We start from the raw sequence: 16,102 nt of genomic DNA, 5'->3' as shown, positions 1-16,102 counted from the left end.
GATCGGTGGACGCTGAGGACGCAGGGCGGATCCTTTGAGTCGATTTCATGCAATCAGCGTCGACGCCCGACGTACGCAGGATTCGACTGACCAACTCTAGGCCCCACATCCATCGAGGCACCTCTTGCCCGTAAACCACTTCAAGGTGACCTGCCTGGGGCTGACTGTCAGCCTCTGCTTCGCACTTCCTGCGCATGCGGAGGATCAGCTCAAGGTGCAGGTTCAGCAGTTCGCCGCGGACACGGACTTCAACGGTGTCGCCCTGGTGGGCAAGGGCTCGCATGTCGAGTACGTCGAGACGTTCGGAGTCATGGACGCCGATTCGGCGAAGCGGCTCAAGCGGAACAGCCGCTTCTTCGTGGGGTCGGTGAGCAAGTGGCTGTCGTCCATCGTGGTCCTCCGGCTGGTGGATGACGGGAAACTGTCGCTCGACGAGCCCATTCTCACGTACCTCCCGGAGTACCGCGCGGACACGGGGAAGCAGCTCACCCTGCGCCACCTGATCAGCCATGGCAGCGGCCTGCCCAATGGGCTCATGGACGCGGCCAAGAAGGACCCCAGCATCGAAAAGGAAACGCGCCCCACCGCCGAAGCCGTGACCCGGTACGCGAGCGGTGACCTGGTGTTCACGCCGGGCACCCGGTTTGACTACAACATCACCAACTGGATCCTCGTGCAGGCGATCCTCGAGCGCGTTTCCGGAGGCTCCTACTCAGAGCTCGCTCAGCGCCTTGTGTTCAAGCCCTTGCGCATGACCGACAGCGGCATCGCGGCGGGCGAAGCCGGGAACGTTCCCAACCTCGCGTTGGGTTACCGCTCGCTGAAGCCCAAGGCGGAGCGTCGGGTCTACACGCTCCCGAACTACCTCGTGACAGCTGGCGGCTTCTACAGCACCGCGGATGACATGCTCCGGCTGAATCACGGTGTGCTCTCGGGGAAGCTCCTGTCGCCCGAGTCCAGGAAGGCGCTTCTGACGGTCGAGCGTCCCGAGTCCTCGTACGCCTTGGGTGGACGCGTCCGGACCTTCAAGAACAAGAGACTGGTGACCCAGAACGCCGCGACGAACGATGGAACGTGCGGCGCCTATCGCACCATCTCCTGGCGCATCATCGAAGATGGCCGCACCGTCATCTTCCTGAGCAACCTGCGGCCGGATGATTCGAAGCTCTTCGCCTTCACGGAATCGCTCCTGGAGATTCCGAGCGCCCAACAGGAAAACTGACCATGTCCCTTCACAGATGGGGCCTGCTGTTTCTGCTCGGGTGGTCGCAGTGGGCCTGGGCCGGCTCGGATAAGGCGGATGCGTTCCTGCGCGCGGAGATGGCTCGCAATCACATCCCTGGCGCCGCTATTGCCGTAATCCGTGACGGCAAGGTCATCAAGCTCGCTGCCTATGGCACGGCGAACCTAGAGTGGAAGGCACCCGCGAGTACCCGCACGGCGTTCCAGATTGCCTCCGGCACCAAGATGTTCACGGCGGTCCTGCTGATGGACCTCGTGGGCCAGGGGAAGCTCCGGCTGGAGGACCGCGTCTGTCAGTACATCTCCGAGTGTCCTCCGGCCTGGAGGGACATCACCCTGCGCCACCTCGCCAGTCACACGTCTGGCCTGCGCCCTGGCCCCGTGGACGCGGACAACGCCAGCGTCACGGCCGCGATCGATGCGGCGAAGAGGGCTCCGCTTGCGTCAGCTCCTGGCGAGAAGAACGCCTATGGGTCGGACGGCTTCGTGCTCCTCACCCATGTCCTGGAGAAGGCCGGCGGCGCCCCCTACGAGCAGCTTCTGCGAGATCGCATCTTCACGCCCCTGGGCATGACGAACAGCGGCTTCGACCATGCCACCCTCACCGAGCAGCACGTCGTCCTGACCAGCGACGTCGTCACGGAACGCTCGGCGACCTACCAGTGGAAGACGGATCACCAGCAGCAATACTGGTTCATTTACCCGTACTACACGCTGTCGGCCGGCGGCCTGTTCTCCTCCGTGACGGACATGTCCCGGTTCGTGTCCGCGCTGATGAGCGACAAGCTTCTGAACGCGGACCTGCGCTCCGCCATGTGGACGCCGCCCAAGCTCAACGACGGCAAGGCCAGCGGCTTCGCGGTGGGCTGGACCGTGGGTCAGTACAGGGGACGTCGTGAGGTGGCCCACAGCGGCGGTCCGGCGCTCTCCGACACGGTCTACTACCCGGACGACAAGCTGGCCGTGGTGGTGCTGACGAACCAGCGGAAGCTGGTCCCAGCCCTTGCCCACGGCGTGGCGAACTTCTACCTGCCGCCTCCGCCCTTCCTGCACGAGCCCGGCATTGCCGACTCCACTCCCGATCGAACAGAGACCATCAAGGCCCTCGTGCCCGCACTGAGCCAGGGCAAGGCGGAAGCCCGCCACTTCACCGGGACCGCGAAAGACGAGCTCGCGGACATGAACGATTGGTTCCGCATGAAGCTCGGCGGAATGCCTCCGCTGAGCCGGTGGGTCCTCGTGGAGGACTCCACGGACCACCTGTCACGGACCTACCGCGCGGTTTACGGCAAGGACGTGACCCAGCGATGGAAGGTCACGTTCGATGCAACAGGCCTGATCGCGGAACTGGACGTCACGGACGAGTAACGCCAGGGGAGCCAATCGCCTGTCCGCCTGCCTCCCCTGCACTCAAATCGCCAGGAAAGACGGGAAGTTGAGGGGCCGGGCGAGCGCGTGGTACGAACTCCCGTTCAGTCTCCCCCTCTCAATTTCAAAGTGCCTGGAGCCGGCTTCCATGAGCGAGCGCAATGACGTCACGCGGCCTTCGTCCCCCGCATCGGTGCCTCCCCCCGGGGCCCCCGAGGCTGGCGCGGTCCAGGCACTCGCACAGAACGTGAGCACCCTCCCCGCCCCCGTCCCCCAAGCCAGCGCCGAGGACGATGCCCGCGAGCGCATCGCTTCCATGGAGCGCGAGGCCAAGGCCCTTGCCACCACCGAGCCGCAGACCGCCGCCCTCCTGTTCCATGAGGTCGGTCTGCTCTGGGAAGAGCCTCTCAAGAATCCTCGCAACGCCGCGGTCGCGTTCCAGAACGCGTACAAGCTGGCTCCGCGCTTCCTCGCCAACATCCGCGCCGCCCGCCGCCTCTTCGCTGACGTCGGCAACTGGCAGATGGTCGTGCAGCTCATCGACGCGGAACTCTCCGCCTCCGAGGATCCTCGCCAGCAGGCGTCCCTCCTCTTCGAGAAGGGGCAGATCCTCGAGGAGCGCCTGTCGCGCGACAACGATGCCGCGGATGCCCTTCGCCAGGCCCTGGACCGCAAGCCCACGGACGTCACCCTCCTCACCCAGCTCGAATCCGTCTATGCCGCGCGCAACGACGCGGGCGCGCTGGTGGAGATCTACCGGCTGCTCGCCACCGCCGTCGTCCCTCCCTCCCTTCGCGCCCACTACCTCACCTCCGCGGGCATGCTCCTGGAGGAGCGCCTCAAGCAGAAGGAGGCCGCCGCCGCTGCGTTCCGTGAGGCCTTCGCGCTCGACCGCTCCGACCCGCTGCTCCAGGCCGCCATCAAGCGCGCCGCCGAGCGCGAGGGCCGCACCGACGAACTCCTCTCCGCCCTCCTCTCCGAGGCCGAGGGCCAGGGCTCCCAGGGCGCTCCCGCTTACCTCCACATCGCCAAGGTCCATGACCGCCTGGGCCGCAAGGACGATGCCCTTTCCGCGCTGCTCGCCGCTCGCCGCGTGAGCCCTCATGAGCCGCTCGTGCTGAGCGCGCTCGCCGGCATCTACGAGACCCAGGGCCGCTTCGAGGAGCTGGCCGACGTGCTGCTCGCGTGGGTCGGTTCCATCAACGACGAGAGCGAGCTCGTCGCCATCAACCTGCGCCTCGCCGCGCTGTACGAGGACGACCTCAAGCGCGACCAGGAGGCCGCCGCCCGCTATCAGGCCATCCTATCCCGCATCCCCAGCCATGCCGCCGCGCTCGCGGGCCTGGGCAAGCTTTCGTACCGGATGCAGAACTGGGAAGGGCTCGTCGCCGTCTTCGACGCGGAGGTCACCGCCGCCGAGGACGCCAAGGGCAAGGCCGCTCGCATGTACAAGGCGGCGGAGATCCTGGAAGAGCGCCTGGGCCGCCAGGAGGACGCCATTGCTCGCTACAACGCGTGCCTCCAGCTCCAGCCGGGCTACCTCCCCGCGCAGAAGGCCCTCACCCGCCTCTACGAGCGCCAGGGCCGCTTCGCCGAGCTGGTCCAGATGTTCGAGCAGGACCTGCTCCAGACGTCCGACCGTGATCAGGTCATCACCACGCTCAACAAGATGGCGGTCATCTACGAGGACCGCCTCGGGGACCTGGACCACGCCATCGAGTGCATGAAGCGCATCCTCGACCTGGCGTCGGATCACCTGCCCACGCTGCGCAACCTGGCCCGCCTCTACGAGCGCGCCGGGCGCTTCCGTGAGCTGCTGGAGACCAATGACCTGGAGGCGTCGTTCGCCGGTGACACCAAGCAGGTGCTGTCGCTGCTCCACCGCAACGCGGAGATCCTCGACGAGAACCTGAAGGACCGCGTGGGCGCCATCACCGCGTATGAGCGCGTGCTCGCGCTGTCGCCCTCATACCTGCCCGCGCTCAAGGCCCTGGGCCGGCTGTACGCGCAGGACGGCCGGTGGGAGAAGCTCATCGACATGTACCGCGCGGAGTCGGAGATCTCTCCGTCCACCGACGCGGCCGCCGCGCTCATCTACAAGATCGGCGAGCTGTACGAGCACCGCCTCAAGCAGGAGAACGAGGCGCTCGCGTCGTACCAGGAGGCGCTGATGCTGGCGCCCAGCTACTTCCCGGCGCTGCGCGCGCTCGCCCGCATCCACCGGGCGCATGGTGCCTGGGAGAGCCTCGTGGAGGTGCTCCGCGCGGACGCCGCCAACCGCACGGATCCGCTGGAGCGCGCCAACGCGATGTACCAGGCCGCCGCCATCTGGGAGGACCAGCTGGGCCGCCCGGAGCTGGCCATCGAGGGCTACCAGGAGGTCCTGCGCCTCACGCCGGGCCACGCCGCCACGCTGCGCGCGCTGGAGCGCCTGTACGTCGCCCAGGACAACGTGAAGGAGCTGGTGTCCATCCTCGACCGCGAGACGCAGGTGGGCCAGACGCCCGCGGCCAAGGTGACCGCGTACCTCAAGCTCGCGCGCCTGTACCTGGACCGCTTCCAGGAGCCGTCCCGCGCCGCGCAGTGCTGCGAGTCCGTGCTGGGCCTGGAGCCCGGCAACCTCACCGCCCTCACGCTGCTGGAGCGCATCCGCGTGTCGGACCGCGTCCGCCGCGCGGAGCTGCGCGTCCGCATCGCCGAGCGCGTCACCGACACGCGCCTGTCCAGCGCCCTGCGCATCCTGGCCGCCGCGGATCAGGAGAAGGGCCCGCCCTCCGAGCGCACCCTGGAGGTCTACCAGCGCGCCTTCGACGCGGACCCTTCCGACGCGCGCCTCGCCTTCGGCCTGGAGCGCGTGCTGCGCCAGAGCGGTGACACCGCCGCCCTGTCGCGCATGTACGGCATGCGGCTGGCCGTCACCACCGACGCCACGGAGGCGCTGGAGCTGCTCCTGCGCGCCGCCGAGCTCGCGGAGAAGAACCCCGACCAGGAGCAGGCCGCCGCGCTGTACCGGCAGGCGCTGGAGCTCCAGGCGCAGTGCCTCCCCGCGCTCCAGGGCGCCCGCCGCGTGGCCCTGCGCCGAGGCGACTTCGCCACCGCTCGCGCCATGATGGAGACCGAGGCCCGCGCGAGCCGCGACACCAAGAGCGCCATCGAGGGCTTCGTCACCGCCGCGAAGCTCGCGGCCCAGAAGCTCAATGACCCCGACGGCGCCGCGGCCCTCTACCGCCTGGCGCTGGAGCGCGACCCGCTGCACCCGGGCGCCGCCACCGGCCTGGAGGAGCTGCTCGCGCAGCGCGGCGGTTCCTCCGACCTCGCGGCCCTGCATGAGCGGCGCGCGGAGGCCCGGCTCGCTCAGCGCGACGTGGAGGCCGCCGCGGCGGCGTACGTCACCGCGGCCCGCCTGCACAACGTGGCGCTGGGTGACCGCGCCCGTGCGCTCGAGGTGCTGGAGAAGGCCCTGGCGGCCCGGCCCGGCTTCCCCGACGCGCTGGAGACCCGCGGCCTGCTCCTCCTGGAGGCGCAGCAGTACGCGGAGGCCGCGCAGATGCTCGGCCAGCGCGTGCAGCAGGGCGGAGACCCTCGCGTGCTCGCGCAGCACCACCTGACGCTGGGCGCGCTCTACCAGCAGCACCTCAATGATCCGGGCCGCGCGGCGGCGCACCTCCAGACGGCGCTGGCCACCCTGCCCCGTCACCCGGAGGCGCTGGAGCGGCTGGCCACGGTGTACGCGCAGGGCCGTAACTTCGGCGGCGCGGTGGACTGCCTGCGGCGGCTGCTGGATCAGGACCTGCCCAACGACGCCCGCGCTCGCTTCACCGTGGAGCTGGCGCGCATCCATGAAGAGGGCCTGGGCGACGTCGCCTCCGCCACGGCGCTCTACAAGAAGGCGCTGGAGCTGACGCCGGGCGAGCCCGCGCTGGTGGACCGGCTGGTGGTCCTCTACGAGCGCCAGCGCAACCTGCCGGAGCTGGCGCAGATGCTGGAGGCCCAGGCAGCCGCAACCGCGTCCACGGACGTCAAGCGCGCCGCGGCCCTGCGCATCCGCGTGGCGAGCTTCTACGCGGGCCCGCTGGCGGAGCCTGCCCGCGCCACCGTCATCTACCGGCAGCTCGTGGAGCAGGACCCGCAGAACCTCCAGGCCCGCGCCGCGCTGGCGGACCTGTACGGCCGCGACATGACCAGCTACCCGCTGGCCATCGAGGAGCACCGGCAGATCCTGCGCCAGGACCCCGCTCGCGTGGACAGCCTGCATGCGCTGTTCAAGCTGTGGGATGCCCAGAAGCAGCAGGACAAGGCGTTCGCCGTCGCCGCGGTGCTGACCTTCATGCGCGCCACCAACGAGGTGGAGCAGGCCTTCTACTCGGAGGCTCGCGCCCGGCAGCCGCAGGAGCCGCGGGAGGCGCTGCCCGCCGCGGACGTGGACACCGTCCTCATGCACCCGGCCGCACGCGGCCCGCTGACGGACCTGCTGCGCGCCATGGGTGAGCACCTGGGCAAGGTGTACCCGCCGCAGTTCGAGATGCTCGGCGTCAACCCGAAGCAGGACAAGCTCAAGCCGGACTCGGCCGTGTTCAAGGCCGTGCGCGCGGTGGCGCAGACATTCGGCGTGGAGGAGTTCGAGGTCTACCTCGCCCGGCGCGGCATGTTGCAGCCGGAGACGACGGAGCCCCTGTCCCTGTGCGTGGGCCAGGACGTCGTGCGCCGCTTCAACGCCCGTGAGCAGAAGTTCCTCATCGGCAAGGCAGTGCTGGGCCTGCTCAACAAGACGGCCGTCCTCTCCAAGCTGTCCCAGGGCGAGACGGTGGACCTGTTCGGCAACGCCATCCGCGTCCACGAGCAGCAGTTCAACGGCCTGGGCCGGCGCAACGACGAGATGACGAAGCAGCTCAAGAAGGCCTTCAGCCGCAAGGCGATGAAGGCCTCGGAAGGCCCCGCGCAGACGCTGTCCACGCAGCCGAAGATCGACGTGGCGACGGTGGTGGACGCGCTCGGCTTCTCCGCGGACCGCGCGGGCCTGCTCGTCTGCGGCGACCCGTCCGTGGGCCTCACCATGGTGCTGCGCGAGGATCCGAACATCGTGGCCAACCGCCAGGACGGCAGCACCGACGCCATCCTCCAGGCGGTGCGCGAGCGCGCGGACCTGAAGGCCCTGCTGTCGTGGCTGCTGACGGATGACTTCTTCCGCCTGCGCCAGCGCATCGGCCTGGCGCTGTAGTCGTCCTCGAAGCTACTCCCGGCGGACCAGCGCGTCCGCCGGGAACCCCGCGAGCAGCCGGCCCACGGCGTCGTCCACGTGGGCCCGCTCCGGGGCCTCCACCGTCACCTTCACGCGGTAGTCCATGGCCGCGTCGAAGACGGGATAGGAGCCGATGGCCACGTGGGGCATGTCCAGCGCCACGCGGTCCAGCACGGCGGCCAGGGCGCTCTCGCCCAGGTTGAAGTACAGGTTGACCAGGTGCACCGGCGTGCCGCTCAGCCGTGAGAGCACCGTCTCCAGCTGCAGCCGGAAGAGCTGCGGCACCCCCGGCAGCAGGAACATGTCCCCCACCGTCAGCACGGGGAACCACATGCCCGGCTGGGCGAGGAGCACCGCGCCCTCGGGCGCGTCCGCCAGGCGCAGGGACTCCGGCGTCACCGGTGACGTGCCGGCGCGGGCCTGGATGGCCGACACCATCTCCGGCAGCCGCACCACGGGCCGGCCCAGGGCGAGCGCCACCGCGCGCACCGTGACGTCGTCGTGGGTGGGGCCGATGCCGCCGCTGGTGAAGACGTAGCGGGCCTTGCGCCGGGCGCGGGACACCGCGTCCACGATGGCGTCCACGTCGTCCAGGATGGTCTCCACCGAGACGAGCGGGATGCCCAGCTCCCGCAGCCGCTGGATGAGGTGGGGGCCGTTCTCGTCCTTCACCTTCGCGGTGAGGACCTCGTTGCCAATGATGATCGCCGCCGCGCCGGTCCGCTCCATGGGACCGTGGATTCTACTCCAACGGCCCCCGCCGTCAGTACGGATGGAAGCGGGTCACGAAGGGCACGGCCTCGCTCTTGCCCTCCGGGATTCGCGTCCCGGCGACGCGCAGGTAGCCCTGCGCATCCAGCCGTGCGGCCGTGGGCTGCTCGTCACCGGGCAGGTCCGTCCGGTGCGAGCGGAGGATGCTGGCGCCGTTCGGGGCCAGGTGGACGACGCCCAGCCCGGATGCGCCCTTCGCATCCTGGCTCCAGGTGGCGACCGCGAGGGTCCCATCCGCCAGCAAGCCCGTGCCCACGACCGTGTCCCGCACGCCCGTCAACCCCGCCGTGAAGTAGGTGTAGCCCTCGTTGCCGAAGGTCGTGTCCTGCCCCGCGCTCGCGGTCAGACGCGCCACCACGGCCTGGGTGTCCCCGTCGGAGAACACCGCCTTTCCGCCCACCAGCCAGCTCCCGTTCGACAGCCGCTGCAAGGTCCGCGGCGTGAGGTCCGGCGAGCTGAACGACGACAGGTAGCGGAAGCTGTTGTCCAGGGTGCCGTTGGCATTGAAGCGGCGCACGACCAGCGTGTCGAGGCTGCCCGTGGAGGCGCCGGCCACGACGACCTTGCCGTCGGGTTCGGCGACGACGCACAGGCCGTCATCCTCGCGGCCCACGTCCACGGTCGCCACGCCGTCCGCGCTGAAGGTCGTGTCCGGGACCCCGGCCGGCGTCAGGCGGACCACCACCAGGTCCAGGCCGTCGTTGTCGACGGTGCCCGCGCCGATGATGTTGCCATTGGCGTCGAGGGTGACCGCGTGCAGGGTGGAGATGCCCGTGGAGAGCTGGAAGGTGCGCACGCCCGTCCCACCGAACGTGGTGTCCAGCACGCCTGCCTGCGTGTACCGCGCCAGCAGCACGCTCTGATACTTCGGCCCCGCGCAGGTGTTCGTGCCGGAGATGGCTCCGCCCGCGACGACGATGCGGCCATCCGACTGCACGGCGACGGCGTCCACGTAGTCATCGCCTCCGCAGATGTCGCTGACCACCACGCCCTGCGTGCCGAACGTGGCGTCCAGCGTCCCATCCGCGAGCAGGCGCGCCACCAGCACGTCCCGCTGACCCGTGGTTCCGGTGGAGCCCACGAGGATCCATTTGCCGTCGGATTGCTCGGCCATGCCGGTGATCTTCACCGACGGAAGGCCGAACTCCGGCGCCGCCACGCCTTCTGTTCCGAAGGCACTGTCCAGCGCGGCCGACGCGGGCTCCACCTTCAGGGTGAGCGGAAACTCGACGCGCTCTCCGTCCCCCACGCCCACCAGCTTGAGAGCGAACTGGCCATAGGCCGCGAACTCATCCGGGACGTAGCCCAGCGGCGTCGAAGCCGCTCCCTCGGGGATGATCACCGGCAGCGCCTGGGTGGTGCGCACGTGGGGAGGCAGACCTTCCACCGAGAGCGAGACCTCTCCCGTGAAGTCCGGATGCCGGAGGACCTGGACCGCGAACGCGGTCGACGTCGAAGGATTGAAGCGCACCGTCTGCTCGGAGGCCGTCGACAGGGTGAACGCGGGAGGCGTCTCCCCTGCGTCTGGCGTCGTGGGCTCGGTGCCGCCGTCCTGCTCCTGCGTGCCCCCATCCGAGCCGCCATCCGAGGTCCCCGTCCCTGCATCCACCACCCCAGCATCACGGGTCGGCGTCGGGGACGGACTCGTGGGCTCATCCGACGAGCCGCAGGCGGCCGCCAGCAGGGCGGCCATCATCAGCGTGAGCGCGGAGAGGCTTCGGAGATGGAACGGCGAGCGGCGGCCAGGAGCCGGGGAACGAAGGACGATTGGGCGCATACCAGTCAGGAATGAGGGGTGCGCCGCACCTGATAAGTGCCTCCGGCACCAGCGATAAATGGATCCGGAGAGCCATGCCCCAGGCGCGAAGGTGGATGTCAGACCCGTGGGCCATCATCCGCGACAATCTATTCTTCCTGGTTTGGTGGATTGTTCATGGATACAGCGGAGAACGGCGAAGACCTCTTCCATTCGACCATCCACCTCGCGGACCTGCTCTATCCCCATGCGGAGCGGTTGGGAGAAGGCTCCTCCGAGGAGTGGAGCGCCTCACTCCTGGACACCCGGGCGCGGGCGCTGGGGACGTGGCTGAGGACGCTGAACGCGGCCGGCGAACGGGTGCTGCTGCTGTATCCCCCGGGCCTCGAATACGTCGTGGGGTTCATGGGCTGCCTGTACGTGGGCGCCATCGCGGTGCCGTGCCACCCGCCGGATCCTTCCCGCTTGGACAGCGCCCTGCACCAGCTCCTTGCCATCGCTCGGGATTGCGGCGCGCGCTTCGTGCTGACGACGAGCAACCTCCTGGAGCTGTCCCCTTGTCTCACGTCGGAGGCGCCGGAGCTGGGTGGGCTCCACTGGGTGGCCACGGACATGGTTCCGACGTCGCTCGCGGAGGACTGGAAACCGCCAGCGCGAGCGCCGGAGGCCTTGCCTCCTGTGTCCATGGACGCGCCGCTGCTCGACACGGACGAACGGTACATGCGGCTTCACGAGTCGCACGACCCGGCGCCGCTGGATGACTCGCGCTGCATCCCAGCGCGGTTCCGCGCGCAGGCGGCTCGCACGCCGGACGCGGTCGCGGTGGCGGCGGACGATGAAGCGCTCACCTACGCACAGCTGGATGCGGCCAGCGATGCGCTGGCATGGCACCTGCGCGAGCACGGCGTCGCGCGGGACGTGCGCGTGGGCCTGTGCGTGGAGCGCGCCACCCGCATGGTGGTGGCGATGCTCGGCATCCTCAAGGCAGGCGGCGCGTTCGTGCCGCTGGATCCAGACGGCTCGCGGGAACAGCTGGCCGCGATGATGGAGGACTCACGGGCGCGGGTGCTCGTCACGCAGTCTCACCTGGTCGAGCACCTGCCCACGGACGGTGTGCGCACCGTCGTGCTGGACTCGGAGGATGCGTTCGAACTGGACGTGCTTGGGCCTCCGCGCGCGGGCTCGACGCTGGATGACCCTGCATACGTCCTCTACTCGTCCGGTGCCTCCGGTAAGCCCTCAGGCGTGGTGGTGCCGCACCGGAGCGTGGCGGACTTCTTCAGCGCCATGGACTCACGGGTGGGTGCTGCGCCCGAGGGCACATGGCTCGCCGTCAGCCGCGCCTTCTGCGACAGCTCCGTGCTGGAGCTGTTGTGGACGCTCGTCTGCGGCTTCCGCGTCGGTGGAGCCCCCCACCGCCAGCAACCGGGGCTCAGCGCTTGCGCGCGAGCAACCGCCGCACTTCCTTGAGGCACGCGTCCGTCACGCCCTCCACGGACAGCTCACCGTCGATGTGCACGATGCGCTCGCGCTTCGCTCGCAGCGTGATGGCCTTGAGGTACTGCTTCGCGATCCGCCGCTGGGCCTCGTCCGCTTCGAACAGCTCCGCGGGGCCTCCGCGCACGGCCCGGCGCTTCGCCGCGACCTTGGGGTCCACGCCCACGAACAGCGTCAGGTCCGGCGACACCGCGTGCGCGTTCACCGTGTCCACCCACGCCATGGGCAGGCTCGCGCCCTGGTACGCCAGCGAGGACAGCACGTAGCGGTCGCACAGCACCACCTTGCCCTCCTCCAGCGCCGGCAACACCCTCGCGTGCAGGTGGTCCGTCCGGTCCGCCGCGAACAGCAGCGCCAGGGTCTCCTGCGCCAGCGCTCCCCGGCCGTGCGGCAGGCCCAGGCGGCCCGTGAGCGCCTGGCGCAGCATCGTCCCCACCGGACCGTCGGACGGCTCGCGCGTCGTCACCACCGCGTGCCCCTCCGCCCTCAGCACGGACGCAAGGCGCTCCGTCTGCGTGGTGGTGCCCGCGCCGTCCAGGCCCTCCAACACGATGAATCGCCCCGGCAGGGCGACCTTCCTGGCGGCGCTCACCGGGGGAGGAGCGCGGCGGGGTTGTCCAGGTGCAGCTCGCGGCGCAGCGCCAGCAGCGCTTCGTACCGCTGCAGCTCCTCCGTCAGCACCGCGCGGCCCTTGCGGTAGCTGATGAAGGCGTACGCCAGGAGCCCCAGCGCCAGGAGCGTGGCACCCCAGGCGAGCAGCGGCGTGCGCAACGAGTCGTAGAACAGCTTCCCCGCCGCCCCTGAAATCAACATGAAGGCGATGAGGGAAACACCCGCGTGGGTGAAGTGGGTGGTGCTCTGCCGGGTCGACAGGCTCTCCTGCAACTGGTCGAACCGGGCCCGCTTGTCCTGAATGTCTGCGCTCACGGAGCCGAGCACCCTACATCACGTGCCCCAGCCCGTCGAGTCGGCCGCCCGTCAGCACCCACCTACACGGACGCGCAGTCCCAGCTCCCGCTCATCCCAGCCATTGAACGGACGCACGCTCGCTCCCCGAGCATGGCTTGCCACCCCACCCCCCTCGCGTTACATGCCGCGAACCATGCCTCTCCACGTCGTCAGCAGGATGAGTTCCCCCGACATGAGCCGTGACTCCGAGTTGAACACCATCGAGGAGGCCATCCGCGACATCCAGGCCGGCAAGTGCGTCATCGTCGCCGACGACGAGGATCGCGAGAACGAAGGCGACCTCATCATGGCCGCCGAGCTCGCCACCCCGGAGATGCTGGCGTTCATGGTCCGCCACACCAGCGGCATCATCTGCCAGCCCATGCTCGCCGAGCGGCTGGACGCGCTGCGCCTGCCCCAGATGGTGGCGGAGAACACCGAGTCCCACCGGACGGCCTTCACCGTCTCCGTGGACTTCCGCCACGGCACCACCACCGGCGTCTCCGCCAGCGACCGCACCAAGACGATCCGCGCGCTCGCCGACCCGAACAGCACCGCGGACGACTTCCTGCGCCCCGGCCACATCTTCCCGCTGCGCTACCGCGAAGGCGGCGTGCTGCGCCGCGCGGGCCACACCGAGGCGGCCGTGGACCTGGCGCGGCTCGCGGGCCTGCAGCCGTCCGGCATCCTCTGCGAGCTGGTGAAGGACGACGGCACCATGCAGCGCATGCCGGACCTGAAGCAGTTCGCGCGCGAGCACGACCTCAAGCTCGTCACCATCGCGGACCTCATCGAGTACCGCAGCCGCAAGGACCGCCTGGTGCGCCGGGAGTCCGGCCAGAGCGTCGTGCGCACCCGCCACGGTGAGTTCACCGCCCTCACGTACACGTGGACGCCCGACGGCGCGAAGTCCCTGGTCCTGGTGAAGGGCGACCCGTCGAAGCCCCAGCCCGCGCCGCTGGTGCGCCTGCACGGCGCCTGCGCCATGGGCGACGTGTTCGGGTCGCCGGACTGCAAGTGCAACCTGCTGCTGGACCGCGCGATGGAGACCGTGGCGCGCGAGGGCACGGGCGTCATCGTCTACCTGCCCGGCATGCACGGCAACGACTTCGGCATCCACCACAAGCGCGCGGGCGACGGCAGCAACGCGTCCGTCAGTCGCGCGGCCAACGAGTCGCGCGACGTGGGCATGGGCTGCCAGATCCTCACGGACCTGGGCGTCAGCACCATGCGCGTCATGTCCAACACGGACATGACCTACCGGGGCCTCTCCGGCTTCGGTCTCACCATCGAGTCGCGCCTGCCGCTCGAGGTCGAGTAGCGAAGGCCCGGGACGCGCGAGGCTTCAGCCCAGGTCCTTCAGGGCCTCGCGCACCGCGGACAGGTCCGCGGGCAACTCCACCGGCGGGTTCGCGTGCGCGGCCTTCACGTCGCTCAGCGTCTGCCGGTGGTAGCCCACCTTGAAGTCCGCGAACTTCAGCCCGTGCGCGGTGGCCACCACCGCGACGCTGGACCCCTTCGCCATCACGCCCGACGCGGCCAGCTTCTCCACCGCCGCCAGCGCGACGCCCGTCTGGGGACAGGCGAAGGTGCCTTCACGGTCCGCCCGGGCCGCGGCGTTGGCCAGCTCCGACTCCGTCGCCTCCTCCACCACGCCGTCGAACGCGCGCAGCATCCGCACCGCGCGGCGGAAGGACACCGGGTTGCCAATCTGGATGGCGGACGCGAGCGTCGCTTCCGCCTGCATGGGCGCCAGCTCCTGGAAGCCGCCCCGGAACGCGCGCGCCAGGGGGTTCGCCCGCTGCGCCTGCGCCACCGCGATGCGCGGCCTGCGGGTGATGAGCCCCAGGTTGAAGAGCAGATCCAACCCACGGCCCAGGGCGCTCGCGTTGCCCAGGTTACCACCCGGGATGACGATCCAATCCGGAGGCTCCCAGCCCAGGTCCTGGCACAGCTCGATGGCGATCATCTTCTGGCCCTCGATGCGCAGCGAGTTCATCGAGTTCGCCAGGTACAGCCCCGTGTCCGCAGTCACCGCCTGCACCAGCTTCATGCAGCCGTCGAAGTCCGTGTCCAGCGACAGCACGCGCGCCCCGTTGGCGATGGGCTGCACCAACTGCGCGAGCGACACCTTGTTCTTCGGCAGGAACACCACCGCCGGGATGCCCGCCGCCGCGGCGTACGCGGACAGCGCCGCGGACGTGTCGCCCGTGGACGCGCACGCCACCGCGCGGATGGGCGTGCCGCGCGAGCGCAGGTGCTTCACCGCGGACACCAGGACCGTCATCCCCCAGTCCTTGAAGCTGCCCGTCGGAGAGACGCCGCACTCCTTCAACATCAGCGAGCCCAACCCCAGCTCCGCCGCCATGCGCGGCAGCGGCTTGAGCGGCACGCGCCCTTCTCCCAGCGAGACGATGTCCTCCGCCGGCAGCTCGGGCAGCGCCCACTCGCGCTTGCCCCAGACGCCGGAGCCGTCCGGCAGCCGGGACGTCGCGAAGCGGGATTCGAAGCGGCGCTTCCACTCCGCCGCGGGGATGGCGCGCAGGGCGGCCTCGTCGTGGGCGACCTCCAGCAGGCCTTCACAGCGCGGGCAGCGGTAGACGACGTCCCACAGCGAGGCGGTGAAGCCGCAGCCCTCGCTGCACGCGTAGCCCGCCTTGAGCGCCGGAGCCGTCACGCCTCCACCTCCACCTTCGTGCCGCACGCCACGCACGCGCGGCCCGGCCAGGCCGGCACGTGGCAGGAGGGACAGGGCACTCGCTCGCCGTCGTCCGCGCCCGCGCGCTTCGCCGTCACGGGCGCCGCCGCCCGCACGCGGGGCAGCCGCATGCCGCAGCCGTCGCACAGGAGGCCCTCCGCCTGGACGTTGCGGCAGTAGCGGCACGTCACCGCTCCCACCGGGGCGGCGGTGCGCACGCCGTCATCCTGCGCGCGGCCCGAGTCCAGGTCCGTCATCTGGGCGACGGGCACGTCGCCCGTGGCACCGGCACGGGTCAGCTCCAGGTCGGGCACGGACATCGCCGGCAGGTCCGGCCCCGAGCGCAGCCGCGTCAGGTCCAGCTCCGGCAGCACGGGCGCGTCCACCGGCACGCGGCCCCCCGCGTGGTGCGTCAACTCCAGCTCCGGCAACGGGGCCACGGCCGGCACGGGGATGTTCATGAGGCCGGGGAAGCGCTTGCCACAGCCTTCGCACTCTTCGCCTTCCGACTGCACGTGGTCGCAGACCGGGCAGATGATCATGGGCGGGACGTTACCGGTCCCCTCTCCGCTCGGCAACGCGA

The 16,102-nt window shown here is 70.0% G+C and carries 11 protein-coding genes; 5 read left to right on the top strand and 6 right to left on the bottom strand.

Annotated features, from left to right (window positions below; all coding sequences use genetic code 11):
- Nucleotides 1-124 precede the first annotated feature (124 nt).
- The 3 genes from JYJ93_RS19750 to JYJ93_RS19740 all read left to right on the top strand — a co-directional run bounded on the left by JYJ93_RS19750 (nucleotide 125) and on the right by JYJ93_RS19740 (nucleotide 7,828).
- Nucleotides 125-1,222, top strand: a complete 1,098-nt coding sequence (locus JYJ93_RS19750) for a serine hydrolase domain-containing protein (RefSeq protein ID WP_206793531.1) — start codon at nucleotides 125-127, stop codon at nucleotides 1,220-1,222.
- A gap of 2 nt (nucleotides 1,223-1,224) precedes the next feature.
- Nucleotides 1,225-2,610, top strand: a complete 1,386-nt coding sequence (locus JYJ93_RS19745; RefSeq protein WP_206793529.1) for a serine hydrolase domain-containing protein — start codon at nucleotides 1,225-1,227, stop codon at nucleotides 2,608-2,610.
- A 148-nt stretch (nucleotides 2,611-2,758) separates the two neighbouring features.
- Complete coding sequence (locus JYJ93_RS19740) at nucleotides 2,759-7,828, top strand: tetratricopeptide repeat protein (protein WP_206793527.1); 5,070 nt, start codon at nucleotides 2,759-2,761, stop codon at nucleotides 7,826-7,828.
- A gap of 12 nt (nucleotides 7,829-7,840) precedes the next feature.
- On the opposite strand, the gene JYJ93_RS19735 is transcribed toward JYJ93_RS19740, so the two are convergent.
- Both JYJ93_RS19735 and JYJ93_RS19730 read right to left on the bottom strand, forming a co-directional pair.
- Nucleotides 7,841-8,578 carry a molybdopterin-binding protein gene (locus JYJ93_RS19735; RefSeq protein WP_206793525.1) on the bottom strand — a complete coding sequence of 246 codons (738 nt, stop codon included), beginning with the start codon at nucleotides 8,576-8,578 and terminating at the stop codon, nucleotides 7,841-7,843.
- 34 nt (nucleotides 8,579-8,612) lie between these two features.
- Nucleotides 8,613-10,397, bottom strand: coding sequence for a delta-60 repeat domain-containing protein (locus JYJ93_RS19730; protein ID WP_206793523.1), 1,785 nt, complete (start codon nucleotides 10,395-10,397; stop codon nucleotides 8,613-8,615).
- 156 nt (nucleotides 10,398-10,553) lie between these two features.
- Between JYJ93_RS19730 and JYJ93_RS19725 the strand changes: the two genes are divergently transcribed.
- Complete coding sequence (locus JYJ93_RS19725) at nucleotides 10,554-11,846, top strand: AMP-binding protein (RefSeq protein ID WP_206793521.1); 1,293 nt, start codon at nucleotides 10,554-10,556, stop codon at nucleotides 11,844-11,846.
- Here the strand turns inward: JYJ93_RS19725 and tmk are convergent.
- Nucleotides 11,809-12,465, bottom strand: a complete 657-nt coding sequence (gene tmk, locus JYJ93_RS19720; RefSeq protein WP_206793519.1) for a dTMP kinase — start codon at nucleotides 12,463-12,465, stop codon at nucleotides 11,809-11,811. The two genes, JYJ93_RS19725 and tmk, sit on opposite strands and share 38 nt — an antisense overlap.
- A complete protein-coding gene (locus JYJ93_RS19715; RefSeq protein WP_269012455.1) occupies nucleotides 12,462-12,800 on the bottom strand; it encodes a hypothetical protein in 339 nt (112 codons plus the stop codon). The genes tmk and JYJ93_RS19715 overlap by 4 nt, the downstream gene beginning before the upstream one ends.
- Before the next feature lie 214 nt (nucleotides 12,801-13,014).
- On the opposite strand from JYJ93_RS19715, the gene ribB reads away from it, so the two are divergent.
- Entirely contained in the window at nucleotides 13,015-14,142 is a 1,128-nt protein-coding gene (gene ribB / locus JYJ93_RS19710) for a 3,4-dihydroxy-2-butanone-4-phosphate synthase (RefSeq protein ID WP_206793515.1), read from the top strand.
- A gap of 24 nt (nucleotides 14,143-14,166) precedes the next feature.
- Here ribB and thrC read toward each other — a convergent pair whose 3' ends face one another.
- Together thrC and JYJ93_RS19700 are read right to left on the bottom strand one after the other, a co-directional pair.
- Nucleotides 14,167-15,498, bottom strand: coding sequence for a threonine synthase (gene thrC, locus JYJ93_RS19705; protein ID WP_206793513.1), 1,332 nt, complete (start codon nucleotides 15,496-15,498; stop codon nucleotides 14,167-14,169).
- Nucleotides 15,495-16,061, bottom strand: coding sequence for a hypothetical protein (locus JYJ93_RS19700; protein ID WP_206793511.1), 567 nt, complete (start codon nucleotides 16,059-16,061; stop codon nucleotides 15,495-15,497). Before JYJ93_RS19700 ends, thrC begins: the two co-directional genes overlap by 4 nt.
- Between the last annotated feature and the right edge of the window lie 41 nt (nucleotides 16,062-16,102).

This window comes from Corallococcus sp. NCSPR001, from assembly GCF_017309135.1.
Lineage (GTDB): Bacteria > Myxococcota > Myxococcia > Myxococcales > Myxococcaceae > Corallococcus.
Note: the sequence above shows the minus strand (reverse complement) of the source record. Positions and strands in the feature narration are given on the sequence as shown.

Coding starts and splice junctions, on each gene's coding strand:
- JYJ93_RS19745 (WP_206793529.1), top strand. CDS start 1,225: ATGTCCCTTCACAGATGGGGCCTGCTGTTTCTGCTCGGGTGGTCGCAG.
- JYJ93_RS19740 (WP_206793527.1), top strand. CDS start 2,759: ATGAGCGAGCGCAATGACGTCACGCGGCCTTCGTCCCCCGCATCGGTG.
- JYJ93_RS19735 (WP_206793525.1), bottom strand. CDS start 8,578: ATGGAGCGGACCGGCGCGGCGGCGATCATCATTGGCAACGAGGTCCTC.
- JYJ93_RS19730 (WP_206793523.1), bottom strand. CDS start 10,397: ATGCGCCCAATCGTCCTTCGTTCCCCGGCTCCTGGCCGCCGCTCGCCG.
- JYJ93_RS19725 (WP_206793521.1), top strand. CDS start 10,554: ATGGATACAGCGGAGAACGGCGAAGACCTCTTCCATTCGACCATCCAC.
- ribB (WP_206793515.1), top strand. CDS start 13,015: ATGAGCCGTGACTCCGAGTTGAACACCATCGAGGAGGCCATCCGCGAC.
- JYJ93_RS19700 (WP_206793511.1), bottom strand. CDS start 16,061: ATGATCATCTGCCCGGTCTGCGACCACGTGCAGTCGGAAGGCGAAGAG.